Origin of the sequence: Nonomuraea sp. NPDC026600 (genome assembly GCF_040638335.1) — a bacterium.
Lineage (GTDB): Bacteria > Actinomycetota > Actinomycetes > Streptosporangiales > Streptosporangiaceae > Nonomuraea.
In genome coordinates this window covers 1-25,184 of the sequence record NZ_JBEZYD010000024.1, presented here as the reverse complement: position 1 = coordinate 25,184, position 25,184 = coordinate 1, and the positions used below count along the sequence as shown (strand labels likewise).

Below are 25,184 nucleotides of genomic sequence, written 5' to 3'. Positions count from 1 at the left end.
CGACCACGGATCTCGTACGGCTCGCGTGGACGCGTGCCGTCCTGACCGTGCCCAACTTTCCTGTGATGAGGAGCCATGAGTCAGAGTGATCGGGGGCTGCGCCGCCTCGCGGCCGGCACGCTGCTCGTCGCCTTCCAGGGCACCGCCGCGCCCGGCTGGGTGCTGCGCGAGCTCGAGAACGGCCTGGGAGGTGTCACCCTCTTCGGCTTCAACGTCGCCGACCCTGACCGGTTGCGGTCGCTGACCGCCTCTCTCCGCGCAGCCGGCGAGCCGGTCATCTCGCTGGACGAGGAGGGCGGCGACGTCACCCGCCTGGCCTACCACGTCGGCAGCCCGTACCCGGGCAACGCGGCGCTGGGCGCGGTGGACGACACCGAGCTGACGCACCGGGTCTACCGGGCGATCGGCTCGGAGCTCGCCGCCTGCGGCATCAACCTGGACATGGCGCCCGACGCCGACGTCAACACCGAGGCCGACAACCCGGTGATCGGCACCAGGTCGTTCGGCGACGACCCCGAGCTGGTGGCCAGGCACACGGTGGCCGCCGTTCAGGGCCTGCAGTCGGTGAACGTGGCCGCCTGCGTCAAGCACTTCCCCGGCCACGGCGCCACCCGGGTCGACTCGCACCTGGCCATACCCGTCGTGGACGTCACGCTCGACGTGCTGCGCGCTCGCGAGCTGGTGCCCTTCCGGGCGGCGATCGGCGCGGGAACCAAGTCGATCATGACCGCGCACGTGGCGGTGCCCGCCCTGACCGGCCGGACGCCGGCCACGCTGTCGGCCGCCGCGCTGACCGAGCTGCTCAGGGGCGAGCTCGGGTACGACGGCGCGGTCATCACCGACGCGATGGACATGCACGCCATCACCAAGAGCGTCGGGCTGGCCGGTGGCGCCGTGCTGTCGCTGGCCGCGGGCTCGGACCTGCTCTGCCTCGGGCCGCTGCCCGCCTACGACGACGTGCGGCACATCATCGACGAGATCGTCGCCGCCGTACGAGATGGGCGGCTGCCCGCGGCCCGGCTGGAGGAGGCGGCGGCCAGGCTGGCGGCGCTGCGTGCGTGGTTCGGCTCGGCCGCCACGCCCTCGGTCGAGCAGAACGGGGTCGGCCTGCACGCCGCCAGGCGCGCGGTGCGGCTCACGGGCGTGACGGAGCCGCTGGTCGAGCCGCTGGTGATCGAGGTGGACACGCCGCCGACGATCGCCGTCGGCGACGTGCCCTGGGGCGTGGGGCCGTGGCTGCCCCAGGCCGAGATCATCCGGGTGAAGCCCGCGGCCGCGGACGTGCCGGTGCTGCTGGCCAAGGCCACGGACCGGTCGCTGGTCGTGGTGGTCAAGGACGCGCACCGCAACGAGGGCAGCCGCGAGCTGGTCTCGGCCCTGGTGGCGGCCCGGCCCGACGCGACGGTGATCGAGATGGGGCTGCCGATCTGGCGGCCGGACAGCGCCGCCTACATCGCGACGTACGGCGCGGCCCGGGCGAACGCCCAGGCGGCCGTCGAGCTGCTCACGGCTTGAGCGGAACGGGTCGCGGGCTCACGGTTTGAGGAGTGCCTCGCGGGCCTGGTCCAGGGCCGCGAGGACGGCGCCGCGCAGCACCGGGTTCTTGTCCGTGATGGTGGTGGTGACGACCTGGGGGCGGACCGGGCAGATGCGGGCCACGGCCTCCTCCACCCGGGTGGTGAGCGCGGCGCCGCCGGCCTGGCCCACCTCGCCCGCCAGCACGACCAGGCCGGGGTCGAGGATCACGCAGACCGCGGCCACCCCGAGCGCGAGCCGGTGCGCGATCTCGTCGAGCAACGGCTCGCCCTCGGCGCCGGCCGCCACGGCGAGCTTCACGCACTGCCCGGCGCTCTCGGCCGCGAACCCGTAGCCCCTCGCGAGCTCGCACACGGCCTCGGCGCTGACGAGCGACTGCAGACCGCCCGCGAGCGAGGGCAGCCGGCCCGGCTCGGTGCGGATGTACTCGGGCAGGGGCACGCCGGGCACCGGCAGATAGCCGATCTCCCCCGCGCTGCCCGCACGGCCCCGGTGCAGCTTGCCGCCGAGCATCACCGCGAGACCGAGGCCGCGGCTGGACCAGAGCAGCACGAAGTCGTCGAGTCCCTGGGCGGCGCCGTCGGCACGCTCGGCGATCGCGGCCAGGTTGACGTCGTTCTCGATCGTCACCTCGCGTTTGAGGTCACCGGCCAGTGCCTCGTGGATGCCCTCGTGCCAGCCGGGCAGGTCGAACGAGAAGCGCACGTCGCCGCTGCGCGGATCGACCACGCCGGGGGTGCCGATGACCACGCCGCGCAGCCGGCCGATGCTGATCTTGGCGCTGCGGCAGGCTTTCATGATGGCGCCGTGCACCACCGAGACCGGGTCGTCGAGGTCGGCGGGATCGACCGTGACCTCGGCGATCGTCTGGCCGTGGATGTCGGCGACGGCCGCGGAGATCAGCTCGGGCCCCACTTCGAGCCCGGCCACGTACGCGCTGGAGGGGATCACGGAGTAGAGCGCCGCGTTGGGGCCGCGCCCGCCGGCCTGCGTGCCGACGACCTCGACCAGCCCGCGCTCCTCCAGCCTGGACAGCGTCTGGGAGGCGGTGACCTTGGACAACCCGGTGCGATCGCCGATCTGTCCGCGCGTCATCGGACCGGTGGCCAGCAACAACTCCAACGCGGCCCGGTCGTTGATCTCCCTGAGCAGTCTGGGCACACCAGGGCGTCGCTCCACGCTGAATCCCACCGTCAAATCGAAAAGGTTGTTGGAAGTTTAGCGCCCTGGACCTTGCTTATCACCGCAGGTGAACCCGAGGATGCCTCACGACCAACCCCCGCGCGAGCGGAGTGAATCGGTAAAGGACTGTCCGCGGTGTCCGCGCAGGCCCGCGCCCGGATGACCTGCCCATTCTGGCGACCTTGCGCATAACCACTGTTGACCAGGAGGGATAATCAACTACATGCGCCTTTCCGCTCGTGTCGACTACGCCCTCCGTGCTGCCGCCGAACTCGCCGCGGCCGGCGCCGGCCCGACCACCGTGGGCGAGCTCGCCAAAGAGCAGGACATGCCCCCCAAATACCTAGAGAACATTCTGCTGCAGATGCGCCGCGCCGGTCTCGTCCGTGGTCAGCGCGGTCCGGAAGGCGGCTACGTCCTGGCCAGGGCCGCCGCCGAGATCTCTCTCGCCGACGTCATCAGGGCCGTCGACGGGCCACTGGCGAACGTACGCGGCGAGCGCCCCGAGCACGTCGGCTACCGGGGACCCGCGGAGTCGCTGCAGCAGGTGTGGATCGCCCTGCGGGCCACCGAACGCGCCATCCTCGAAGAGGTCACGCTGGACCAGGTGGCCAGCGGCGCGCTCCCCGACCGCGTCCGCCAGCTCGCCGCCGACCCCGCCGCCTGGGACTGACCCGGCGCGCGACGCGCCCGGTTCCTAGACTGGGGGCATGCCCGAAGGAGATGCCGTCTACCGTACGGCCGCGCGACTCCGGGGCGCCCTCGACGGCCGGGTTCTCACCCGTTCGGACTTCCGCGTGCCCCGGCACGCCACGGCCGACCTCAGCGGCCGGACGGTCCTTGCGAGCCTGTCACGCGGCAAGCACCTGCTCACCCGCGTCGAGGGCGGCCTGACCGTGCACACGCACCTGCGGATGGACGGGAGCTGGCGGGTGCTGCCCGCCGGCCGGCGCACCGCCCCCGGCGACCAGGTGCGGCTGGTGCTGGCCAACGAGCAGTGGCAGGCGGTGGGCGTGCGGCTGGGGATGGTGGACCTGCTGAAGACCGCCGACGAGAACCGCGTCGTGGGACACCTGGGGCCCGACCTGCTCGGCGACGACTGGGATCCGGACGAGGCCGTGCGCCGCCTGCGCGAGGCGCCGGACCGGGCGATCGGGGAGGCGCTGCTCGATCAGCGTAATCTCGCGGGGCTCGGCACCATCTATCGCGCCGAGACACTCTTCCTGCGCGGCGTCTGGCCATGGCGGAAGGTCGGCGACATCGAGGACCTGAACGGGCTCGTCAGGCTCGCCCAGCGGCTCCTGGCAGCGAACAGGACACACGCTGCCACAGTGACCACCGGCGACCGCCGTCCGGGCGGCCAGACGTGGGTGTACGGCAGAGCAGGCCGCCCCTGCCGCCGATGCGGAACGCGCATCAGTCGCGGGGAGATGGGAGCACAGCCACAGGAACGACTCGTCCTGTGGTGTGGTGACTGCCAACCGCGTTAGGCGGCCACCATGTCCTTGACTTCGGGGAACACGGAGTCGGATATCGACCCGGGCACCGTCTCGGCAAGGGGGATGCGCTCGTGCTCCGGCGCTTCGGCGAGCACAGGAGTGGCCTGGAGCTCCGCCAGCGCGAACTGGTCGGACACCTCACGCAACACCTGCGACAACGGAACCCCGAGGGCGCCACAGATGGACGCCAGCAGCTCCGATGACGCCTCCTTCTGACCACGCTCGACCTCGGACAAGTAGCCGAGCGAGACACGCGCCAGCGTGGACACCTCGCGAAGAGTGCGTCCCTGCCGCACCCTCAACCGCCTCAGCACGTCGCCGAGCAGCTGACGCAGCAGAATCATCTGTCGCTCCCTCCCCGGCGTGGATGGCTTCACCACGCCCCGCGCGGTCGGATCGTGCCGTCCGTTCTTCTTCTTCGGCTCGTACATGCTCCTCGCCGTCATCATCGGGCGTCTCCGCCCCTGCCCCGCCGCTTCATTACGCAATGACTCATTTCGCGAAGGCTCCCTTCGCGAAAGCTCATTACGTGAAGGTTCGTCACGTGACTCGTTAGGCCCGCCTGCCGGGCGCTCGGTGCTTGCAGATGGCTCACGGACCTCACTCACAGCTCCACCGTACCCGTATCAACCGACACCGCGTCAGACCGTGCGTCGGATGTTCGCTCGGGACGTAACACGGTAATCACCCGGTATGTTCCCCATTGTTCCCCTTCAGCACACTTGCCAGTAGATCGATAGCCTCGTCCACCGTCTCTACCCTGATACGTTCGCGAGACCCCAAAAGCCTCAACCGTCTCTGCCAAATCTGGTCCCCGGGTCCGCTGACGGCCACATGCACGGTGCCGACGGGCTTTCCGTCCTGCGGCTCCGGACCGGCCACACCGGTCACCGCCAGGCCATATGTCGCCTCGCACAGCCGCGCGACCCCCACCGCCATCGCCGCCGCCACGTCCGGGTGCACGGCACCTTCCCGCCGCAGCAACTCCTCCGGCACGGCCAGCAATCGGTGCTTCAAATCAGTGGCGTAGGAGATGACCCCGCCTCTGAACGACTGGGACGCCCCCGAGACCGAGGTGAACGTCGCCCCGATGAGCCCCCCGGTCAACGACTCGGCCACGGCGACCGTGGCGGCCCGCCGTACGAGCAAGGAGAGAACCTCCGCGGCCCCAACCATGATCACTCCCCGCGCGCCCGCCTGGCCACCTGCCGTAGCTTGATCGCACGCACCACGTAGTCGACGCCCGTGGCCACCGTGACGACCAGGGCCGCGCCCATCACCACCCAGCGGACCGGGTCGAACTCGCCGGGCAGGATGTAGAGAACGATGGCCGCGATCTGCAGCACGGTCTTGACCTTGCCGCCATAACTGGCCGGGATGACCGCGTGCCTGAGCAGGACGAACCGCAGCGCGGTGATGCCCACCTCGCGGCCCACGATGATGCCCGTCACCCACCACGGCAGCTCGCCGAGGATCGACAGGGACACCAGCGCCGCGCCGGTCAGCGCCTTGTCGGCGATCGGGTCGGCGATCTTCCCGAAGTCGGTGATCAGCCCGTAGCGCCTGGCCAGCTCACCGTCCAGATGGTCGGTGAGCGAGGCCACGCCGAACACCGCCAGCGCGCCCAGGCGCCAGCCCATGCCGGGCAGGAAGAGGCAGATGACGAAGAAGGGGACGAGCACCAACCGCAGCACCGTGAGGACGTTGGCGATGTTCCACGGGCTCACCACGCGGCGCTCGTCCTTGGTCATGGACCGGCCTTGATGCGCGCGATCAGGTCAACCCCCTCGGCGTCGACCACCACCGCGCGCACGATCTGACCGCGGACCAGGCCGATGCCCTGGACCGTGACGGACCCGTCGACCTCGGGACCCTGGTGGGCGGCCCGGCCCTCGTAGCCGCCGTCGCCCAGGTCGTCGTCGATGAGCACGTCCACCTCCGTGCCGATGCGCTCCTCCGCGCGCTGCGCGGTCAGCTCCTCCGCGAGCTCGGTCAGGACGCGCACACGCTCGTCGATGACGTCCTGGTCGAGCTTGTCGGCGAAGCCGGCCGCCTCGGTGCCGTCCTCGTCGGAGTAGCCGAACACACCGATCACGTCGAGCCTGGCCTGCTCCAGGAACCCGACCAGCTCGCCGAACTCCTCCTCGGTCTCACCGGGGAAGCCGACGATGAAGTTGGAGCGCACGCCTGCCTCCGGCGCGCCCGCGCGGATGCTCTCCAGCAGCCCCAGGAAGCGCTCAGGGTCGCCGAAGCGGCGCATCCGGCGCAGGACGGTGCCGCTGGCGTGCTGGAAGGACAGGTCGAAGTAGGGGGCGATGCCCTCGGTGCCGGCGAGCACGTCGATCAGCCCCGGGCGCAGCTCGGCCGGCTGCAGGTAGCTGGCCCGCACCCGCTCGATGCCCTCGACGGCCACCAGCCGCGGCAGCAGCTTCTCCAGCGCCCGCAGGTCGCCCAGGTCCTTGCCGTAGGACGTGGAGTTTTCACTGACGAGGACGAGCTCGCGCACGCCCCGGTGGCCCAGCCAGTCGGCCTCGGCCAGGAGCTCCTCGGGATCGCGCGAGACGTAGGCGCCACGGAAGGCCGGAATGGCGCAGAACGTACAGCGCCGGTCGCAGCCGGAGGCCAGCTTGAGCGAGGCCACCGGGCTCTCGTCGAGCCGTTTGCGCAGCACGCGCGGCCCGCTGGCGGGTGCCAGCCCCTCAGGCAGGTCGCCGTGGCCGGGGATGGCGGTCTTGGGTGCGCTGGCACGATCCACCGGCGAGATGGGCAGCAGGGTGCGGCGGTCTCGCGGCGTGTGCGGCTTGAGCGGTCGGCCGGCGAGCACGTCGTCGAGGCGGCCACCGATCTCGGTGTAGTCGTCGAAGGAGATGACGGCGCTGGCCTCGGGCAGAGCGTCGGCGAGCTCGTTGCCGTAGCGCTCGGCCATGCAGCCCGCGGCGACCACTTTGGCCCCGGTGTCGGCCGCGGCCAGCAGCGTGTCGATGGAGTCCTTCTTCGCCGAGTCGATGAAGCCACACGTGTTGACGACGACGACATCGGGGTCGTCGTCGCCCAGCTGCCAGCCGGCAGCCTCAAGACGCGCGGCGAGCTCCTCGGAGTCGACCTCGTTGCGGGCGCAGCCCAGAGTGATCAGCGATGCGGTTCGGCGGGATGACATGGTGAACACTACGGTATCGGGAGTTGGCCACCACCGAGCGCACGGGCTACCTCGGGCTGGCTTCCGAAGGCACGAACGAGCGGGTCACCATCTCCCCGCGAGCCCCCGCACGACCCAGATCCTTGCCGTTGACCTGCAACGACACGGCGCCCGCGTCACCGATCACGAGATGGACCCCGCTCTCGGACTTCCAGGTCGAGCTCTTGCCCGCCGGCAACGTTCCCGAGAAGAGGCTGAGTCCCTTGCCGTCGCGGACGTTCAGGTAGGACGCGCGCTTGGCCTTCACCTTGACGACGACCTCTTTGTCCTTTTTGGCCTTGACGTCCTTATCTTTGGCCGTCTTCCCCTTGGCGTGCGACGCTTTGGGAGCGTGCTCGGCGATCGGGGCGTTCGGCGGCACGAGGCGTGAGTCGGCGGTGCGCACCTCGTCCGACGTGCCGCCGCCGAGCACCCTGACCGCCCCGAACACCATCACGATGGCCAGCGCGACGCCCAGCGCCATCGTCCAGTTGAGGCCGCGCCGCTCGTTGATCCTGATCTTGCGCTCGGCCTGGAAGACGGCGGCGGCCCGGATGGGCGTGACCGCCCCGCTGTGTTCTTCGTCATAGAAGTGGACGGTGGCGACGGGATCGAGCCCGACCGCCTTGGCTACGGCCCGGACGTGTCCCCGCGCGTAGAAGTCGCCACCGCACTGCGAGAAGTCGTCACGCTCGATCGCGTAGATGATCGCCTCACGAATGCGGGTGGCCTCGCTCAGTTGCGTGACTGTCAGCCCGGCGATCCGCCGGGCCTCAGCAAGCATGGCCCCTGTGCTCTGTTCCGGCATGGCAAGCGCCTTCCGCCCCACGACGTTCTGTAATGATTCACATTCAATCAGTAGTCGTCGGGCGAACGTGCATTGGGGTCATTCGCCACGCAAGTCGGCGAGCAAACCGGCGAGTTCGTCGGGCTTCACGATCACTTCGCGGGCCTTCGAACCCTCGCTGGGGCCGACCACGTTGCGGCTCTCCAGCAGGTCCATGAGCCGGCCCGCCTTGGCGAAGCCGACGCGGAGCTTGCGCTGCAGCATCGAGGTCGAGCCGAACTGCGTCGTCACGATCAGCTCGGCCGCCTGGACGAGCAGGTCGAGGTCGTCACCGATGTCACCGTCGATCTCCCGCTTGACCGGCGCCGCGGCGACGTCCTCGCGGTACTCGGCCTGCATCTGCGTCTTGCAGTGCGCGACGATCCCGGCGATCTCCTTCTCCGACACGAACGCGTTCTGGAGGCGGATGGGCTTGCTGGCGCCCATCGGCAGGAACAGCGCGTCACCCTGGCCGATGAGCTTGTCGGCGCCGGGCTGGTCGAGGATGACCCGCGAGTCGGTGAGGCTCGACACGGCGAACGCCAGCCGCGAGGGCACGTTCGCCTTGATCAGGCCGGTGACCACGTCGACCGACGGCCGCTGCGTGGCGATGACCAGGTGGATGCCGGCCGCGCGGGCGAGCTGCGTGATGCGCACGATGGAGTCCTCGACGTCACGCGGGGCGACCATCATCAGGTCGGCCAGCTCGTCGACGATCACCAGCAGGTACGGGTAGGGCTGGTAGACCCGCTCACTGCCCGGCGGCGGCTGCAGCTTGCCGGCCCGCACGGCGTTGTTGAACTCGTCGACGTGCCGGAACCCGCTGGCGGCCAGGTCGTCGTAGCGGCGGTCCATCTCCCCCACGACCCATTCGAGGGCTTCGGCGGCCTTCTTCGGGTTGGTGATGATAGGCGTGATCAGGTGGGGGATGCCCTCGTAGACCGACAGCTCCACCCGCTTGGGGTCGACGAGCACCATGCGTACCTCGTCGGGCGTGGCGCGCATCAGGATGGAGGTGATCAGGCCGTTGACGCAGACCGACTTGCCGGCGCCGGTGGCACCCGCGATGAGCAGGTGGGGCATCTTGGCGAGGTTCGCCACGATCGTGCGCCCCTCGACGTCCTTGCCCAGTCCCACGATCATCGGGTGGTGGTCGCCCTGGGCCACCTTGGAGTTCAGCACGTCACCCAGGGAGACCAGGTCCTTGTCCGCGTTCGGGATCTCCACCCCGATCGCCGACTTCCCCGGAATCGGCGACAAGATCCTGACATCTGCCGATTTAACGGCATAAGCGATGTTCTTGGTGAGCGCCGTGACCTTCTCCACCTTGACCGCGGGCCCCAGCTCGATCTCATAGCGGGTCACGGTCGGGCCGCGGGTGAACCCGATCACCTGCGCGTCGATGATGAACTGCTCAAGGACGCTGGTCAGCGCGTTGACGACGACGGTGTTGGCCTTGGTCTGCGGCTTGGGCGCGCTGCCCGGCTTGAGGAACTGCAGATCAGGCAGGCTGTACGGCCCGGCCTGCGGGGACAGCACCAGCTGCTCGACCTTGCGGGGCGCGGGGGTGGGCTCCGGCGGCTCGAGCTTCCTGACCGCCGCCGGCGCCTCCTCCTCGTCCACCAGCCCCGGCACGATCTCGGGCGAGTGGTCGGCGCGCTTGTCCTGCTCGGAGAGCACCGGCGTGTCGAACGGCTTGACGAGCTCGCCCTTCTCGTCCACCTCGCCCTTCTTGGGCCTGGGCCGCTTCCTGACGGGCGCCGCCTGCTCGGCGGGCGCGTGCCGTTCGAACAGCAGGTGCTTGAGCTCGGACAGCCGCTCCGGGATGCGGTGGACGGGAGTGGCCGTGATGACCAGCACGCCGAAGCCCGACATGATCAGCAGCAGCGGGATCGTGATCCAGGCCGGCAGAATGCTCATCGGCGGCGCCGACACGATGAACCCGATGATGCCGCCCGCCTGCGACACCCTGTCCATGCCGTCGTTGGCGGTGCCCGCCGGGTAGGGCGTGTCGTTGGCCACGTGGATGACGCCGAGCACGCCGACAAGCAGCGCGCTCCACCCGATCACCATGCGCCCGGTGTCGGCGTTCTGGTCGGGGTGGCGCAGGTAGCGCCAGGCGAGCAGGCCGAGCAGCAGCGGGATCGCCCACGCCAGCGACCCGAACACGCTGTGCACGGTGACGTTGACCACACCGGCGACCGCGCTGTCGGCCCTGCGCCAGGTCATCGCCGCCATCACGATGGCGCCGGCGAGCACGGACAGGCCCACCCCGTCGCGCCGGTGCGCGGGATCGAGGTCGCGCGCGTTCTTGCCGAGTGCCCGCGCCGTGCTGCCGATGCCGTTGGCGAGCAGCATCCAGAGTCCGACGATCAGTTTGCCGATCATCGTGAAGACCCAGCTGATCGGATCCGGGTGAGTCAAGGACGGCTTGCGAGCCGACGTGGCCCCCTTCGCCCTCGGCCGCCCGGTCGAGCTGGATCCGCGCTTGGCGGGGGTCGAGCGGGCGGAGGTCGACCGCTTCGCCGGCCCCTTAGATGCGCTTTTCGGCGTACGGGTGGCCATGATGCCAAAGGTACGACGGAGACACCGCGCAACGCACACAGGCTCGCCGAGGTGCGCGAAAGCTCCCCTACCCCGAGCCTGTCACAACCGAACCGCGTCGAAGGCCGCCCGCATGTCGGCCACCAGGTCGACCAGATCCTGGACGGCGCCTCTCAAGCCCTCGTCGCCGGAGCAGGAGTCCGCCAGCGCGTCGAGCCGCGCCTCGACGGCGCCGAGGCGGTCGGCGAAGCCGGCCAGCGCCTGCGCGTTCCTCGACAGAGCCGTGTCGTTCGGCAGGAGGCCACTCAGCAGGGCCGTCCGCTCCCGCAGCATCGCGTTCTTGCGGAACAGTTCGATGAAGACCGCGACCTTGGACCGCACCACCCACGGATCGAACGGCTTGGTGATGTAGTCGACCGCCCCCACGGCGTAGCCGCGGAACGCGACGTCGGATCCCGGCTCGGTGCTGGTCAGGAAGATGATGGGCACGTCACGCGCCTGGTCGAACCGCTTGATGTGGGTCGCCGTCTCGAAGCCGTCCATGCCGGGCATGAGCACGTCCAGCAGCACCACCGCGAAGTCGTGGCGGAGCATCAGCTTCATCGCCTCCTGCCCCGACCTGGCCTTGAACAGCTGCTGCTGGAGCGGGCGTAAGACCGCCTCCAGCGCGACCAGGCTCTCGTCCTTGTCGTCCACCAAAAGGATCTTTACCTGGCGATTCATTCAGGTCCCTCCGGGGTCTAACAGCGCGACCATGGCGGCCTTCTTCGCAACTGGGGGTAATGAAGCCCCACAGTCTGCCACTCTGAGAGTGACCGAACTGCCACATCGAGTGATGTTCTAGGACGCACAGTGGACACGACCCGCGTGTCGAGCACGGCTTTCGACGGCACCCCCCAGGCCCCCGCGGCCGCACGACGCTTCGTCCGCCAGGTACTGGGCGAATGGCAACTGAGCCACCTGGCCGAAGACGCCGTGCTGCTGACCAGCGAACTCGTCACCAATGCCGTGGTCCATGCGGGCACGGGGCTGGAGCTGACCTGCCGGCTGGACCCGAACTCCACCCCGACCAGACTGGAGATCGAGGTCGACGACCACCATCCGACCCGGATCGTGCCGGCCGCCGACCCGTCGCCGCCCGGCGGCATGGCCACCACGGGGCGTGGCCTCGTGCTGGCGGGCCTGCTCGCCGACGCCTGGGGCGTCACGTACATGGGCACCGCCAAGCGGGTCTGGGTCCGCATGGAGCTCGACAAGGCCTGCGGGCACGAGAGCGCCTCCAGGATCCCCGCTCCGGCGCCCGCCGCGATCGCGACGTCCACGGAGAGCCTGCACGTCGCGGTCGTCGTGAGCGACCCCGAGGGCCGGATCGTCACCTGGAACGCCGAGGCCGAGGCGCTGCTCGGCTGGCCCGCCACCCAGGTCACCGGCAGACCGCTGGCGGAGCTGGTCGCCTGGCGCGGGCACGGCCCGTGCGCGCTGTCCCTGTCGGACACGCTCGGCCTCGGCCGCTGGCGCGGCGAGTCCAGGATGCGGCACCTCGACGGCGGCCTGCTCCCGGTCTACATCTCCCACCTGCGCACCGACGGCCGCGCGCAGGACCGCCGGTCGATCTGGATGGTGGTGTCGAACGACCACCTGTACGTACTGGCCACCCCGCCCGCCTCGGTCAAGCGGGAGCCGGGCGGACGGATCAAGGACCTGCTCGACCGTGAGATGCCGCTCGACGAGCTGCTCGACACCATCGCGCAGATCGTCCAGTTGTCCAGCGCGGGCGACGCCGCCTACGTCCTGGTGCGGGCCGAGGGCGGCAACCGGTTCGGCGTCGTGGCGGGCGCGGGGGCGACGGCGGGGCTGGTGGGCGTGGTGGCCGCCGGCGTGTTCAGCACGGAGCAGAAGGCCCCAGCGATGGTCGACGACCTGCTGGCCGCCGACGTCGAGCTGGCCCAGCGGCTCCAGGCCCGGTCGCTGGCGTGCGCGCCGCTCATCGTGGCGGGCGAGGTGACGGGCTACCTCGTGGTGACGGCCGCCGAGCCCGGCCGGTTCGACCAAGCGCTCACCGCGAGCCTGCAGCACATCGCGGACCAGGTCGCGGCGACCGTGCAACGCGAGCGATCGGCCGAGCAGGACCGGGCTCATCGGGGCCGGCTGTCGTTCCTCGCGGAGGCCGGCGAGTTGCTCGCGGGCGTGCACGACGAGGAGCTGATCGCGGCTCTGACGGCCCAGCTCGTGGTGCCCAAGATCGCCACCTGGGCGGCGGTCTACCTGACCGACCTGGCGGGCATGACCAGGCTCGCGCACGTGTGGCACAGCGAGGAGCGCCACAACGCCGACCTGCGCAAGGCTCTGCCCGTCATCCCGCGTTCGGCGCTGGGCGAGGTGGCCTGGCCGGTCGGGCCGGAGAGCGTGCTGTCGTTCCCGCTGATGACCCAGGGCCGCTCGCACGGCGCGCTGGTGATCGGGCGCGTCGAGCCGACCCTGCCTCTGGAGCTGGCCGACCTGCTCGCCGACCTGTGCCGCCTGGTGGCGCTCAACCTCCACACGGCCATGCTCTACTCGCGGCAGGCGACCACGTCGCGGGTGCTGCAGCGCAGTCTGCTGCCCATGCGGGTCGCGCCGATGCCGGGGCTGGAGTCCGCGGTCGTCTACGAGCCCGCGGAAGAGGGCGCGGACGTCGGCGGCGACTTCTACGACCTGTTCGCCGTCGGCGACCACTGGTGCTTCGCCCTCGGCGACGTGTGCGGCAGCGGCCCGGAGGCCGCCGCCGTGACCGGGCTGGCCCGCCACGCCGTACGGCTGCTGGCCAAGGAGCACTACACGGTGGCCGACATCCTCGACCGGCTCAACCGGACGCTGCTCGACGAGGGCGAGGACGGCCGCTTCCTCAGCCTTCTCTGCGGCCAGCTGACGCCGCTGCCCCAGGGCGGCGCGCTGTGCACGCTGGCCTCCGCGGGCCATCCCGTGCCCCTGCTGCTGCGCGCGAACGGCGAGGTCGTGCCCGTCGCCACCTCGCAGTTGCTGCTGGGCGTCGACGGCGGCGCGCGGTTCTACACCGAGTCGTTCGAGCTGCTGCCCGAGGAGTTGCTCTTGTGCGTCACCGACGGCGTCACCGAGCGGCGCGACGGCGACCGGCTGCTCGATGACGACGACGGGCTGACCGCGATCCTGTCGGGCTGCTCGGGGCTGAGCGCGCACGCCGTGGCCGAGCGGATCCGGCAGACGGTCGAGTCGTTCGCCTCCGAGCCGTCACATGACGACGTGGCGCTGCTGGTGCTCCGGGCCACGACCGCGCTGCGCGCGGGTCAGGTGGTGAACCTGTAGCTGGTGGTGGAGGTGCGGGTCTCGCCCGGCCTGACCACGGTCGAGGGGAACCGCGGCTGGTTGGGCGAGTCGGGGAAGTGCTGCGTCTCCAGGCAGAGACCCGCGTGCGGCCCGTACGGCGTGGCGACGCCGTCGAGCATGCCACCCGCGTAGAACTGGACGCCCGGCTCGGTGGTCGTGACCTCCATGGTCAGGCCACCGCCCGGCTCGGTCACCCGGATGCCGCCGTCGAGCACGTAGCAGTGGTCGTAGCCGCCGTCGAAACGGTCGCCCACGGCGTGCGGCGTGGTGAAGTCGAACGCCGTGCCCTTGACCGGCGCCGGCTCACCGGTGGGGATCTTGTGCTCGTCGACGGGCAGGTAGTGCTCGGCGTCGATCTGGATCACGTGCCCGAGCACGTCGCCGCCGCCCGCGAGGTTGAAGTAGGAGTGGTTGGTGAGGTTGACGACGGTCGGCGCGTCGGTCTCGGCCGTGTAGTCGAGGCGCAGGGCGTCGTCTTCGAGCGTGTAGGTGAGCGAGGCGGTCAGCGTGCCCGGGTAGCCCTGGTCGCCGTCGGGGCTGATCACCGTGAGCGTCACGGAGGAGCCGGTGGCCTCGGAGATCGTCCACACCTTGCGGTCGAAGCCGTGGTCACCGCCGTGCAGGCTGTTGGGCCCGTTGTTGAGCGGCAGGCGGTGCTCGACTCCGTCGAGGGTGAAGCGGCCGCCGGCGATGCGGTTGCCGTACCTGCCGACGACGGCGCCGAAGTAGCGGCTGCGGGTCAGGTAATCCTCCAGCGTGGTCAGCCCGAGCACCACGTTGACGCCCGACACCTCGAGCGACTGCAGGATGGCGCCGTAGCTGAGCACGCTCGCGCGCAGCCGTCCCGAGGACAGCTCGACGCGCTCGACCTGTTCGCCGGACGGCAGCGTTCCGAAGATCATCTGTGTGCCTTTCCCGTGGACTCGCGGACGATCAGGGCGGTCTCCAGCATCGTGGCGGCGGCGGTGGCCGCCGAGTCGACCGACTGGAGCAGCAGGTCGACGGCGATCCGGCCGGCGGCGGCGGTGGGCATGGCGATCGTCGTCAGCTTCGGGCGGCTCAGCCGGCCCGGCACGATGTCGTCCACGCCGATCACGCTGACGTCGCCGGGGACGTTCTTCCCCCGCTCGGCGAGTCCCTCGATGAGGCCGATGGCGACCAGGTCGTTGTAGGCCAGCACGCCCGTCGCGCCCGAGGCGATGACGTCGGTGGCCGCCGCCAGGCCGCCCAGCTCCGTCGGCGGGTTGGGGCCGAGGAAGACGACGTCCACGTCGTTCATCGTGGCCGCCGCCTCCTGCATCTCCTTGCTGGTCCACGACCCGCTGGGCCCGGTGACCAGCGCGATGCGGCGGTGCCCGAGCGCGGTGAGGTGCTCGACGGCCAGCCTGGCGCCGCGGCCCACGTCCATGAGCACGGTCGGCAGGCCCTTGGCCCGGCGGTTCACCACGACGAAGGGCACCTCCTCGCGCAGGCGCTCTATCGTCCGGTTCGTCAGGCGCGGGCTGCACAGCAGCACGCCGTCGACCTGCTTGGTGAGGGTCTGGATCAGATCCTCCTCCACCTGCGGGTCCTCATCGGTGTCGGCCACGAACACGTGGTAGTCGCGGAGCCTGGCCTGCGCCTGGGCCGCCTTGATCAGCGGCGGGAAGAAGGGGTTGGCGATATCGGCCACGATGAGGCCGATGTTGTGGGTGCGGCCCGTGGTCAGCGCCCGCGCGGCGCGGTTGGGCCGGTAGCCGAGATCCTCGGCGATGGCGAGCACGCGGGTGCGTGTCTCAGGATTGACCAGGTGGGGCGCGGAGAACGCCCGGGACACCGTGGACACATGCACGCCCGACGCCTCAGCCACGTCACGAATCGTCACCGCCACGCTTGGCCTCCTCCGACCGTGCTTAGTACTTTAGTGCAATCGTTTGTATCGCTGTCAATCAACCATCGTCGCCGGATTTTCCCGCTAAATCCCACCATATCTCTTCATATGGGCAGACCGCCTGGCCGGAAGAGGACCGGCCGCTTGACGTTCTCCCGGCCTCGGCTCGATACTTTCTGCAACCGGTTGCCGTATCCAACGCAGGAGTGGTGAACGACCGATGACACGAACACTGGTGACCGGCAGCGCCGGTCGGCTGGGGCGCAGCGTGGTCGTCTCCTTGGCCCAGGCCGGTCATGAGGTGATCGGCATCGACGCCGTCCCGGGCACTCCCGCCGAGGCCGCGGTCACCCTGCCCGCCGACCTGACGAACCTGGGCGAGGCGTATGACGTCATGGCCCGCTTCCGGCCCGACGCGGTGATCCACCTGGCCGCGATCGCGACCCCGTTCAGCCGTACCGAGGGCGTGACCTTCCGTACCAACACCCAGCTCGCCTTCAACGTGTGCCAGGCCGCGAGCAGCACCGGCGTCGGCAAGGTGGTGGTGGCCAGCAGCCCCACCGTCATCGGCTACGGCTCGCCCGGCGGCTGGGCGCCCAGCTACCTGCCCATCGACGAAGAACACCCCGTCGCGCCATGGAACGCCTACAACCTGTCCAAGCTCGTGGCCGAGCAGACGATGGCGGCGTTCGCGCGCGGCGGCTCGGAGACGCGGTTCGCGGCGGTGCGGCCGTGCTTCGTGGTGGCCCCCGAGGACTGGGCGGGCGCTCCGACCCAGTCGGGCCACACGATCGTCGAACGGCTGGACCGGCCGGACATCGCCGGGGTCTCGCTGTTCAACTACCTCGACGCCCGGGACGCCTCCGACCTGATCGCCGTGCTCCTCGAACGCCTGCCCGACCTGCCCAACGGCGAGGTGTTCTTCGCCGGGGCGGCCGACGCGCTGGCCCGCGAGCCACTGGCGGAGGTGCTCCCCGTCGTCATGCCCTCGACCGCCGCCGCGGCCGCGAACCTGACCGGGACCTCTCCCGCCTTCACCTCCGCCAAAGCCGGACGGATGCTGGGCTGGACCCCCAAGCGTTCCTGGCATACCGAACTGGAGACCGGATGAACCTCAGCGGAGTCCTCTTCTTCCCCGTCACCCCCTTCGACCCCGCCCACGGGCTGGCCGAGGAGGTGCTGGCCGAGCACATCAGGCGCGGGCTCGAACACCGGCCCGGCGCGGTGTTCGCGGCCTGCGGCACGGGCGAGTTCCCCGCGCTGTCCGAGTCGGAGCACGCGGCGGCCGTTCGGGTGGCCGTCGAGACCACGGCCGGCCAGGTGCCGGTATTCGCGGGCGCCGGCGGCCCGCTCGGATCGGCGCTCAGCCAGGCCCGCGCGGCCCGCGACGCGGGCGCCGACGGCCTCCTGCTCATGCCCCCCTACCTGGCCACGGGCACCGTCGAGGGCTTCGCCGCCTACGTACGCGCGGTCGCGGCGATCCTGCCGGTCATCATCTACCAGCGCGGCTCGGTGGCGCCGACCCCCGAACAGGTCGTTGCGCTGGCCAGGATCCCGGGCGTGATCGGCCTCAAGGACGGCCTGGGCGACATCGACCTCATTCAGCGCACCGTGCTGGCCGTGCGCAGGGAGATCGGCGACGACTTCCGGTTCTTCAACGGGCTGCCGACGGCCGAGCTGACGATGGGCGCCTACCGCGGGATCGGCGTGGAGCTCTACTCCTCCGCCGTCTTCGCCTTCGCGCCGGAGATCGCCACCGCGTTCATGAACGGCGCCGACCACCTGCTCACCGAGTTCTACGAGCCGCTCGTACGGCTCCGCTCCAAGGTCCCCGGCTACGCCGTCTCCCTGGTCAAGGCCGGGGTACGCCTCGGCGGCCTGGACCCGGGCCCGGTGCGGCCGCCACTGGTCGACGCCTCGCCCGAGCACGTGGCCGAGCTGAAGGCCCTGATCGAACACGGACGGTCGCTGGCGGGCAGCTCATGATCCGGGACCTGAAGGTGAGCGCTCACACCGCCCGCCTGCCCAGGCCGTGGGGCCCCGACGTGCCCGCCAACCACGTCATGGTCGTGGAGATCACGCTGGCCGACGGCCGGACGGGCACCGGGTTCTCCTGGACGCCGCAGATCGGCGCGCGGGCCGTGCAGGCGCTGCTGGAGCACGACATCCGCGAGGCCGTCATCGGCCTGGACCCGCACCCCGAAGTCGTGTGGGACCGGCTCTGGCGGCATCTGCGCGAGGCGGGGCCCGGCGGGATCACCACGGTCGCGCTGGCCGGGGTGGACCTGGCGCTGTGGGATCTGCGCTGCGGCGAGCGCGGCCTCGCCGACGTACTGGGCCGGCGCAGGGACACGGTGCCGGTCTACGGCAGCGGCGTGAACCTGCACTACTCGCTGGCGGAGCTGGTCGCCCAGGCCGGGCGGTGGAAGGCCGCGGGTTATCCCGGGGTCAAGATGAAGGTGGGCCGGCCCGACCTCGCCGAGGACGTCGAGCGGGTGGCCGCGGTCCGCGAGGTCGTCGGCCCCGGCACGCTGCTGATGATCGACGCCAACCAGCGCTGGGACCTGCACCGGGCCCGCCGCGCGGTCGAGGCGCTGGCCCCGTACGACCTGCACTGGCTGGAGGAGCCGCTGCCCGCCGACGACGTCGCGGCGCACGTGGAGCTGAGGCGGTCCGTGGACGTGCCCATCGCGGTCGGCGAGAACGTCTACACCGTCTACGGCTTCCGTGACCTGCTGACGGCGGGGGCCTGTGACATCGTGCAGCCCAACGTGGTCAGAGTGGGCGGCATCACCCCGTTCCTGCGCATCACCGAGCTGGCGCGGGCCTTCGACGTGCCGGTCTATCCGCACCTGCTGCCCGACCTGTCGGCGCAGCTCGCGCTGGCCCTGCCGCTGCCGTGCATGGCCGAGGAGGTCGAGGACGCCTCGTTCGCCGCGCTGGGGCTGCTGGCCGAGCCGTACCCCGTCCATGTGAGTGACGCGAAAGTACGCGTCGGTGAGCACCGGGGGCTCGGCCTCCACTGGAGATGAGCATGCGAGTCGTACTCGCCGGAGCGCACGGATTCGGCGCCCACTATCTGAACCGGCTGCGGCGCCTGGCCGGCCAGGTCGAGCTGGCCGGCATCTGCGACGTGCGGCCGGTCTCCGCCGAAGACCTCGAGGGGCTCGGCACGCCGGAGTTCTCCACCGACCTGCCCGAGCTGATCAAGCGGACCGGGGCGCGGATCGCGATCCTGGCCACCCCGATCCCCACGCACGCGGACCTGGCGCTGGCGGCGCTGGCGGCGGGCGCGCACGTGCTGGTGGAGAAGCCGACGGCGGCCACGCTCGCCGACTTCGAGCGCATGGAGCGGGGCGCCGCCGAGGCCGGTCTCGCCTGCCAGGTGGGCTTCCAGAGCCTCGCGTCCGCGGCCCTGCCGGAGGTGCGCCGGCTGATCGCCGAGGACACGATCGGGCGCGTCACCGGCATCGGGGTGGCGGGGGCGTGGCCGCGGCCCGCCTCCTACTTCACCCGCAGCTCCTGGTCGGGGCGGCGCCGGCTCGACGGCGTGGACATCGTGGACGGCGCGCTCACCAACCCGTTCGCGCACGCCGTCGCCACCGCCCTCGCCGTGGCGGGCGCCGAGGAACGCGGCGCGGTCACCTCGGTCGAGGCGGAGCTGTTCCACGCCAACGCCATCGAGTCCGACGACACCTCGGCCATCCGGATCCACCTGGCGGACGGCCCGCCGATCGTGGCCGCCGTGACGCTCTGCGCCACCGGCCGCGACGAGCCGTATGTGGTCGTCCACGGCGAACGCGGCAAGATCACGTTCACGTACACGGTGGACGAGGTCCGCGTCGGCGACGGCCCCACGCGCCGCTTCCCCCGCGCCGACCTGCTGGAGAACCTCGTCGAGCACGTACGCTCCGGAGCCCCGCTGATCGTGCCGATCCACCGGACCGGCGCGTTCATGGAGGTCCTGGAGGCCATCAGGGTCGCGCCCGACCCGCTGCCGATCGCCGAGGACCACCAGGACCTTTCGGGCGAAGGGCCAGCGCTGCCCGGCATCGCCCAGTTGGTCGAGACCTGCGCGGACCGGCTGGAGCTCTTCTCCGAGCTGGGCGTGAGCTGGGCCGTGCCGCTCCTGGTGGCGGACCGGGTGGTGGCCGAGTACGTCACGCGGCCCGACCTGCCGATCACCGCGGCGCCGCGGCCCTACCTCCACCCGGTGCGCACGCTGGGCGGCACGGTGGTGACCGAGGTACAGCCCGCGGACCATCCGCACCATCTCGGCGCCGGGGTGGCCGTCACGGACGTCGGCGGGCGCAACTTCTGGGGCGGGCGCACGTTCGTCAGGGACCAGGGGCCGCAATGGCTGGACGACCACGGGACACAGCGGCATGTGTCCTTCACCGGGCGCGACTCCTCGGGCTTCGCCGAGACGCTGCTGTGGCAGCGGCCCGGCGAGGACCCGGTGGTGCGTGAGGAGCGGTCCGTGCGGGCCGTCCCGCTGTCGCGGGGCTGGACGCTGGACTTCGGCTTCACGCTGCGCAACCTCACGGGCGCGCCGCTGACGATCCAGAGCTCGGCGACCAAGGGCCGGGCCGGGGCGGGCTACGGCGGGTTCTTCTGGCGGGCGCCGGCGGCCTCGCGGGGGTTGCGGGTGTTCACCGATGCGGCCGAGGGCGAGGAGCTGGTCCACGGCTCCCGGGCGCCGTGGCTGGCGCTGGCGGGCGAGGACTGGACGCTGGTGTTCGCCCGGGCGGGGGACGATCCGTGGTTCGTCCGGGTGGCGCAATATCCCGGTGTGGGCACCGCGCTGGCCTGGGACACGCCGCTGGTCTTCGAGGACGAGCTGATCCGGCACGTGTCCGTGGTGGTGGCCGACGGGCGCCTGTCCGCCTCCGAGGCGGCCGAACTGGCGCTGGAGGCGGACGGCTAGCTTCTCTGGAGGTGGGTGGCCAGCCAGGTGAAGGCGTGCTCCTGCATGGGGACGTCGAAGGCGTGCGGGGCGTCGAAGAAGACGCCCTCGTAACCGCCGTCCGGGTGGTGGCGCGCGATGGCCTCGTGCGCCGCGCGCATCCCGGCGAGCGGGAACAGCTGGTCCCGCTGGCCGTACAGGACCAGGAGCGGCTCGGGCGCGCGGGCGGCGACCAGCGCCGGCCAGTCGCAGACGCGCGACAGGCCGGGCGGGAAGAACATCCAGGAGTGCCCGGCGACGTAGCCGTCCAGGAGTTCGCGGTAGCTGGAGACCATCGCGGCGACGGCGACCGCGGCGACGCCGGGGTCGAAGGCGCCGAGCAGCGCGGCACGCAGCCCGCCCCCTGACAGCCCCACGCACCCGACCTGCCCGATGTCGGGACGCGAGCGCAGGTAGGCCGCGGCGGCGAGGTCCTCGCCCGCCACCACGCCGGCCAGCGACGTGCCGAGCAGCGTGCAGTACTTCTCCAGGACGTGCTCGTGGTGCCCGGCCGCGACGTCATAGCGGTCCGCCTCGGACATGCCGGGGTCGTCCGCCTCGGCGAGCACCCGCTCGGGCATGTCCGCCCGGTCGAACCGGCGGCTGCCCCAGCCGATCACGTCGGGGACGAGCACGGCGAACCCGCGCCTGGCGAGCTCGCCCGCGTAGGCGCGGCCGCCGTAGATCTGCTCGCGCAGCCGCCGCACCTCGGGCGTGGGCGGCTCGGGACCGTCCGCGATCTTCTCCTTGCCCGCCCACTTCATGCCCGCGTGGCAGTGCAGCGCGAGCACGCCGGGCAGTCTTCCCTCCGCGTCGCGGGGCTTCAGCAGGTAGGCGTGGGTACGCGGGCCGAAGCCCACCGACCAGGAGAGCTCCTCGCCGCTGAGGTCCCGCGTCGTCCACGAACGCTCGACCCGGACGTCTCCTACCGCCAGGTCGAGCGTCCCGATCGCCTCGCGGGCGGCCTTCCTGAGCGCGGGGCCCGGCGCGGCGTCCGGAAACAGTCCGCGCCGGCCCTCGGCGAGCTCGACCAGCCCGGAGAACGCTCCGAGATGGCGCAGCTCACGCACCGGTCAACCCTCCGCTCAGGCGCCGACGAGGCGGGTGCCGTCGGCGGTGAGGCGGACAGGGGTGCCGGTGGTGGCCGAGCGGGTGGCGGCCACGCCGACCAGCACGCTGCGCAGGCCGTCGCGATAGCCGGCCGGCCGCCCGAGCGGGTCGTCGCCGGGGCCGCGGAAGACGTCGTCCAGCAGCAGCCGGTCGCCGCCGCCGTGACCGCCCGCGCCCTGCTCGATGGCGATCTCCTCCGGCTCCTTCCAGTGCCGGTGCAGGATGAGCTTCTCCCCGGCGCCGGCCATGTGCTCCTTGCCCGCGGCGCTGGGGTCGATCGCGGCGTGCTCCGGGGTCCAGGGCCGCTCGATGACGTCCAGCTCGATCCGGCCCTCCGTGCCGTTGAACACCACGCGGTAGCCCTCGTACGGAGCGTGCGCGGTGAGCGAGTACGTGAGCATGGCCCGGTTCGCGTAGCGGACGAGGACCGACATGTTGTCGTCGATGGTCACGCCCGGCCCGAAGACGTCCTGGTCGCGGATGTAGCCGTCCTCGTGCTCGGCGTCCAGGTAGAGGCGCTTGAGCCGCTCGTCGGTGGAGATGTCGAGGATGAAGGGGTCGGTGCCCAGGCCGGGCGCGCCCTGGCCGCGGGCGGGGCGCGGGCCTCGGGGCAGGGCCTGGCCGTAGAAGCGCAGGTCGGTCTGGGCGAAGACGAGTTCGGGCGCCGCCGCGAGCCACCAGTTGACCAGGTCGAAGTGGTGGGTGGACTTGTGGACGAGCAGGCCGCCCGAGTTGACCTTGTCGCGGTGCCAGCGGCGGAAGTAGTCGGCGCCGTGGATGGTGTCGAGCGCCCAGTCGAAGTGGACCGAGGTGATGTCGCCGATCGCGCCTTCGCTGATGAGCTTCTTGACCGCCGAGTTGCGCGGCGAGTAGCGGTAGTTGAAGGTCACCACCAGCTTGCCCGGGTTGCGCTCGGCGGCGGCGGCGATGGCCGCGCAGCCTTCGGCGTCGATGGTGAGGGGTTTCTCCACGATGACGTCGAGCCCGGCGTCGAGGGCTGCGACGACGTAGCGGGCGTGCGTCGCGTCCACTGTGGTGACCACGACGGCGTCGGCCAGCTCCAGCAGCTTGCCGAACTCGTCGGGGCCGAAGCACGGCACCTGGTGGCCGATGCGCTCGACGTAGTACTGCATGCGCGTCTGGTTGACGTCGCAGAGGCCGGCGATCGTACCGGTGTCTCGCCAGTCGCCCAGCAGGGCGTCGACGTACATCTGCGCGCGATGGCCGAGGCCGACGAAGGCGTACCTGGTGCTCAACTTCTCTCCCCGAGTCGTGGAGTGGCGGCTGGGGGTTGGCACCCCCAGCCGGGATCAGACCTCAGCCGGCCAGAGCGGCGTTGGCCTCGGTCAGGAACTTCTGCGCGCCGGCGTCCGGCGACGTCTTGCCGAAGAGGACCTCCTCGCTGTTGCGCTTGAGGACGTCCTCGATCTGGAGCGCGCCCTTCGGCGGGGCGGTGATCGGGCTCAGCTCGCTCTTGACGTCAGCGATGAAGGTCAGCGTCTTCTGGTCGACGGGCGGCAGCTTGCCCTTGACGGCGGCGAGCACCTTGGAGTTGGTCGGCAGGCCGCGGTCGCTCAACAGGAGCGAGGCCGCGTCCGGGTCGTTGACCATGAAGTCGATGAACTTGCCGGCTTCCGTGGCGTGCTCGGACTTGACGGAGGCCGTGTAGAACATCGCGGGCTGCAGGAACATGCCGCCGGTGGTCGCGCCCTGCGCCTTGGGCATCCGCAGCAGGGTCATCTCCTGGCCCGACGCCTTGGACAGGGCGTTGAGCTGGTTGCTCCACCACATGCCCATCGCGCCCGCGTTGGTGGCCAGCAGCGACTGCTCAGGCCCCAAGGAGATCAGCTCGGCGCTCTTCGCGGCGTCCCTGGCCCCCTTCGTCTGGATGAGCTGCTGGTGGATGGCCCACCACGCCTTCAGCGTGTCGGCGGTGATCCCGATCTTGTTGCCGTCGTAGAACTTCTCGCCGCGCTGGGCCGCGAAGATCTGCAGCCAGGCGGGGTTGTAGTTGTACTCGGCTCCGACCACGCCGCCGCCGGCCACGGTGACCTGCTTGGCCATGTTCACCCAGTCGTCCCAGGTCCAGGACTTGTCGTCGGGCAGCTTCTGCTTGGCCTTCTCCAGCGCCGCCGAGTTGGCGAGCATCGAGAAGGTGTTGACGCCGGTCGGGATGGCGTACTGCTTGCCGTCGATCTGGCCGCTGGTGAGCACCTGCTGGTCGAGGTCGGCCGTGGGCACCTTGCCCGACAGATCGGCCAGGGCGTTACGGCCCGCGTACTCGCTCAGGCCGCGGATCTCGATGCTGATCACGTCGGGCGCGTCGTTGGCGGCCACCTTGGTGGCGAGCTTCTCGTAGTAGCTCTCCCAGTTGGAGAAGTCGCCCTCGACGTCGATGGTCGGGTTCTTCTCCTCGAACTTCTTGATCACCTGCTCGGTGAGCTTCTGCCGGGAGTCACTGCCCCAGTAGGAGAAGCGGAGATGGACCTTGTCGTCGCCCGCTGTGCCGCCACCACTGCCACAGCCGGCGGCGGCCGTCATCACGGCCGCCGATAGCAGGGCGACTGTCCACTTCATCCTAGGCTTCACAGCTCTACCTCCTGGTCAAGCGTTGGGGGGTGTTATTTCAGGCCGGTGGTCGCCACACCACGGATCAGGTACTTCTGACCGGCTAGAAAAAAGCCGAAGATCGGCCCCAGTGACACGATCGACATCGCGAACATGGGGCCCCACGACGACTCGCCACTGGAGTCTAGGAAGGAGCGGAGGGCTACTGCCACCGTTAGATTGTCGGAATTTGTCAGGTAAAGGTTCTGACTGAAGAAGTCATTCCAGGTCCAGATAAAAGTGAAGATGCCGGTTGTGGCGAGGGCCGGGGTGCAGAGCGGGAGGATCACCTGGAGGAAGATCCGCCAGTAGCCCGCGCCGTCGATGGAGGCGGCCTCGTCCAGCTCTCTGGGCAGGGTGCGGATGAACTGGACCATGAGGAAGATGAAGAACGCGTCCGTGGCCAGGAACTTCGGCACGATCAGCGGCCAGATCGTGTTGATCCAGTCGAGCTTGGAGAACACGATGTACTGCGGCACGACCGTCACGTGGTAGGGCAGCATGATCGAGCCGAGCATCAGCGCGAACCACAGCTTCTTCAGCGGGAA

General features: G+C 70.7%; 22 protein-coding genes. 8 read left to right on the top strand and 14 right to left on the bottom strand.

Annotated features, from left to right (window positions below):
• Window positions 1-75: 75 nt before the first annotated feature.
• The gene (locus tag AB0F17_RS40720) at window positions 76-1,515 is read left to right on the top strand and encodes a glycoside hydrolase family 3 protein (RefSeq protein WP_358034421.1); all 1,440 of its coding nucleotides are present in this window, start codon (window positions 76-78) and stop codon (window positions 1,513-1,515) included.
• 18 nt (window positions 1,516-1,533) lie between these two features.
• Here the strand turns inward: AB0F17_RS40720 and AB0F17_RS40715 are convergent, their stop codons facing one another.
• A complete protein-coding gene (locus tag AB0F17_RS40715; RefSeq protein WP_358034419.1) occupies window positions 1,534-2,715 on the bottom strand; it encodes an ROK family transcriptional regulator in 1,182 nt (393 codons plus the stop codon).
• Window positions 2,716-2,941: 226 nt separating this feature from the next.
• On the opposite strand from AB0F17_RS40715, the gene AB0F17_RS40710 reads away from it, so the two are divergent.
• Together AB0F17_RS40710 and AB0F17_RS40705 are read left to right on the top strand one after the other, a co-directional pair.
• Window positions 2,942-3,391, top strand: coding sequence for an Rrf2 family transcriptional regulator (locus AB0F17_RS40710; RefSeq protein ID WP_214638527.1), 450 nt, complete (start codon window positions 2,942-2,944; stop codon window positions 3,389-3,391).
• A 37-nt stretch (window positions 3,392-3,428) separates the two neighbouring features.
• Window positions 3,429-4,208: a DNA-formamidopyrimidine glycosylase family protein gene (locus tag AB0F17_RS40705; protein WP_358034416.1), complete on the top strand. Its 780-nt coding sequence runs from the start codon at window positions 3,429-3,431 to the stop codon at window positions 4,206-4,208.
• Here AB0F17_RS40705 and AB0F17_RS40700 read toward each other — a convergent pair.
• The 7 genes from AB0F17_RS40700 to AB0F17_RS40670 form a co-directional block, all read right to left on the bottom strand.
• Window positions 4,205-4,561 carry a helix-turn-helix transcriptional regulator gene (locus AB0F17_RS40700; RefSeq protein WP_358034414.1) on the bottom strand — a complete coding sequence of 119 codons (357 nt, stop codon included), beginning with the start codon at window positions 4,559-4,561 and terminating at the stop codon, window positions 4,205-4,207. The two genes, AB0F17_RS40705 and AB0F17_RS40700, sit on opposite strands and share 4 nt — an antisense overlap.
• A 340-nt stretch (window positions 4,562-4,901) precedes the next feature.
• Complete coding sequence (locus AB0F17_RS40695) at window positions 4,902-5,393, bottom strand: CinA family protein (RefSeq protein ID WP_358034412.1); 492 nt, start codon at window positions 5,391-5,393, stop codon at window positions 4,902-4,904.
• Between the two features lie 2 nt (window positions 5,394-5,395).
• Window positions 5,396-5,968 carry a CDP-diacylglycerol--glycerol-3-phosphate 3-phosphatidyltransferase gene (pgsA, locus tag AB0F17_RS40690; protein ID WP_358034409.1) on the bottom strand — a complete coding sequence of 191 codons (573 nt, stop codon included), beginning with the start codon at window positions 5,966-5,968 and terminating at the stop codon, window positions 5,396-5,398.
• The gene (rimO, locus tag AB0F17_RS40685; protein ID WP_358034407.1) at window positions 5,965-7,374 is read right to left on the bottom strand and encodes a 30S ribosomal protein S12 methylthiotransferase RimO; all 1,410 of its coding nucleotides are present in this window, start codon (window positions 7,372-7,374) and stop codon (window positions 5,965-5,967) included. The genes pgsA and rimO overlap by 4 nt, the downstream gene beginning before the upstream one ends.
• A 46-nt stretch (window positions 7,375-7,420) precedes the next feature.
• Complete coding sequence (locus AB0F17_RS40680; RefSeq protein WP_358034404.1) at window positions 7,421-8,200, bottom strand: RodZ domain-containing protein; 780 nt, start codon at window positions 8,198-8,200, stop codon at window positions 7,421-7,423.
• 78 nt (window positions 8,201-8,278) lie between these two features.
• Complete coding sequence (locus AB0F17_RS40675; RefSeq protein WP_358034402.1) at window positions 8,279-10,783, bottom strand: DNA translocase FtsK 4TM domain-containing protein; 2,505 nt, start codon at window positions 10,781-10,783, stop codon at window positions 8,279-8,281.
• Between the two features lie 81 nt (window positions 10,784-10,864).
• Window positions 10,865-11,485, bottom strand: a complete 621-nt coding sequence (locus AB0F17_RS40670) for a response regulator (RefSeq protein WP_358034399.1) — start codon at window positions 11,483-11,485, stop codon at window positions 10,865-10,867.
• Window positions 11,486-11,614: 129 nt separating this feature from the next.
• Between AB0F17_RS40670 and AB0F17_RS40665 the strand changes: the two genes are divergently transcribed.
• Window positions 11,615-14,083, top strand: a complete 2,469-nt coding sequence (locus AB0F17_RS40665; RefSeq protein ID WP_358034397.1) for a SpoIIE family protein phosphatase — start codon at window positions 11,615-11,617, stop codon at window positions 14,081-14,083.
• On the opposite strand, the gene AB0F17_RS40660 is transcribed toward AB0F17_RS40665, so the two are convergent.
• Both AB0F17_RS40660 and AB0F17_RS40655 read right to left on the bottom strand, forming a co-directional pair.
• The gene (locus tag AB0F17_RS40660; RefSeq protein ID WP_358034394.1) at window positions 14,065-15,006 is read right to left on the bottom strand and encodes an aldose epimerase family protein; all 942 of its coding nucleotides are present in this window, start codon (window positions 15,004-15,006) and stop codon (window positions 14,065-14,067) included. The genes AB0F17_RS40665 and AB0F17_RS40660 overlap by 19 nt on opposite strands.
• The gene (locus tag AB0F17_RS40655; protein WP_358034391.1) at window positions 15,003-15,974 is read right to left on the bottom strand and encodes a LacI family DNA-binding transcriptional regulator; all 972 of its coding nucleotides are present in this window, start codon (window positions 15,972-15,974) and stop codon (window positions 15,003-15,005) included. The genes AB0F17_RS40660 and AB0F17_RS40655 overlap by 4 nt, the downstream gene beginning before the upstream one ends.
• A gap of 220 nt (window positions 15,975-16,194) precedes the next feature.
• On the opposite strand from AB0F17_RS40655, the gene AB0F17_RS40650 reads away from it, so the two are divergent.
• The 4 genes from AB0F17_RS40650 to AB0F17_RS40635 are packed head-to-tail and all read left to right on the top strand — an operon-like array spanning window position 16,195 to window position 20,901.
• Window positions 16,195-17,085: an NAD(P)-dependent oxidoreductase gene (locus AB0F17_RS40650; RefSeq protein ID WP_358034388.1), complete on the top strand. Its 891-nt coding sequence runs from the start codon at window positions 16,195-16,197 to the stop codon at window positions 17,083-17,085.
• Window positions 17,082-17,960: a 5-dehydro-4-deoxyglucarate dehydratase gene (locus tag AB0F17_RS40645; RefSeq protein ID WP_358034385.1), complete on the top strand. Its 879-nt coding sequence runs from the start codon at window positions 17,082-17,084 to the stop codon at window positions 17,958-17,960. Before AB0F17_RS40650 ends, AB0F17_RS40645 begins: the two co-directional genes overlap by 4 nt.
• A 14-nt stretch (window positions 17,961-17,974) precedes the next feature.
• A complete protein-coding gene (locus tag AB0F17_RS40640; RefSeq protein ID WP_358034382.1) occupies window positions 17,975-19,006 on the top strand; it encodes a mandelate racemase/muconate lactonizing enzyme family protein in 1,032 nt (343 codons plus the stop codon).
• A 2-nt stretch (window positions 19,007-19,008) separates the two neighbouring features.
• On the top strand, window positions 19,009-20,901 hold the full coding sequence (locus AB0F17_RS40635; protein ID WP_358034379.1) for a DUF6807 family protein: 1,893 nt from the start codon (window positions 19,009-19,011) through the stop codon (window positions 20,899-20,901).
• On the opposite strand, the gene AB0F17_RS40630 is transcribed toward AB0F17_RS40635, so the two are convergent.
• From AB0F17_RS40630 to AB0F17_RS40615, 4 genes are all read right to left on the bottom strand, one after another.
• On the bottom strand, window positions 20,898-21,989 hold the full coding sequence (locus tag AB0F17_RS40630; RefSeq protein WP_358034377.1) for a hypothetical protein: 1,092 nt from the start codon (window positions 21,987-21,989) through the stop codon (window positions 20,898-20,900). The two genes, AB0F17_RS40635 and AB0F17_RS40630, sit on opposite strands and share 4 nt — an antisense overlap.
• Before the next feature lie 15 nt (window positions 21,990-22,004).
• Entirely contained in the window at window positions 22,005-23,285 is a 1,281-nt protein-coding gene (locus tag AB0F17_RS40625; RefSeq protein ID WP_358034374.1) for a Gfo/Idh/MocA family oxidoreductase, read from the bottom strand.
• Between the two features lie 61 nt (window positions 23,286-23,346).
• Window positions 23,347-24,606, bottom strand: coding sequence for an extracellular solute-binding protein (locus AB0F17_RS40620; RefSeq protein ID WP_358034372.1), 1,260 nt, complete (start codon window positions 24,604-24,606; stop codon window positions 23,347-23,349).
• A gap of 44 nt (window positions 24,607-24,650) precedes the next feature.
• Window positions 24,651-25,184: carbohydrate ABC transporter permease (locus AB0F17_RS40615; protein WP_358034369.1), on the bottom strand; the 534-nt coding region annotated here is incomplete at its 5' end.

Coding starts and splice junctions, on each gene's coding strand:
- AB0F17_RS40720 (WP_358034421.1), top strand. CDS start 76: ATGAGTCAGAGTGATCGGGGGCTGCGCCGCCTCGCGGCCGGCACGCTG.
- AB0F17_RS40710 (WP_214638527.1), top strand. CDS start 2,942: ATGCGCCTTTCCGCTCGTGTCGACTACGCCCTCCGTGCTGCCGCCGAA.
- AB0F17_RS40705 (WP_358034416.1), top strand. CDS start 3,429: ATGCCCGAAGGAGATGCCGTCTACCGTACGGCCGCGCGACTCCGGGGC.
- AB0F17_RS40700 (WP_358034414.1), bottom strand. CDS start 4,561: ATGATTCTGCTGCGTCAGCTGCTCGGCGACGTGCTGAGGCGGTTGAGG.
- AB0F17_RS40695 (WP_358034412.1), bottom strand. CDS start 5,393: ATGGTTGGGGCCGCGGAGGTTCTCTCCTTGCTCGTACGGCGGGCCGCC.
- pgsA (WP_358034409.1), bottom strand. CDS start 5,968: ATGACCAAGGACGAGCGCCGCGTGGTGAGCCCGTGGAACATCGCCAAC.
- rimO (WP_358034407.1), bottom strand. CDS start 7,374: ATGTCATCCCGCCGAACCGCATCGCTGATCACTCTGGGCTGCGCCCGC.
- AB0F17_RS40680 (WP_358034404.1), bottom strand. CDS start 8,200: ATGCCGGAACAGAGCACAGGGGCCATGCTTGCTGAGGCCCGGCGGATC.
- AB0F17_RS40675 (WP_358034402.1), bottom strand. CDS start 10,783: ATGGCCACCCGTACGCCGAAAAGCGCATCTAAGGGGCCGGCGAAGCGG.
- AB0F17_RS40670 (WP_358034399.1), bottom strand. CDS start 11,485: ATGAATCGCCAGGTAAAGATCCTTTTGGTGGACGACAAGGACGAGAGC.
- AB0F17_RS40660 (WP_358034394.1), bottom strand. CDS start 15,006: ATGATCTTCGGAACGCTGCCGTCCGGCGAACAGGTCGAGCGCGTCGAG.
- AB0F17_RS40650 (WP_358034388.1), top strand. CDS start 16,195: ATGACACGAACACTGGTGACCGGCAGCGCCGGTCGGCTGGGGCGCAGC.
- AB0F17_RS40645 (WP_358034385.1), top strand. CDS start 17,082: ATGAACCTCAGCGGAGTCCTCTTCTTCCCCGTCACCCCCTTCGACCCC.
- AB0F17_RS40635 (WP_358034379.1), top strand. CDS start 19,009: ATGCGAGTCGTACTCGCCGGAGCGCACGGATTCGGCGCCCACTATCTG.
- AB0F17_RS40620 (WP_358034372.1), bottom strand. CDS start 24,606: ATGAAGTGGACAGTCGCCCTGCTATCGGCGGCCGTGATGACGGCCGCC.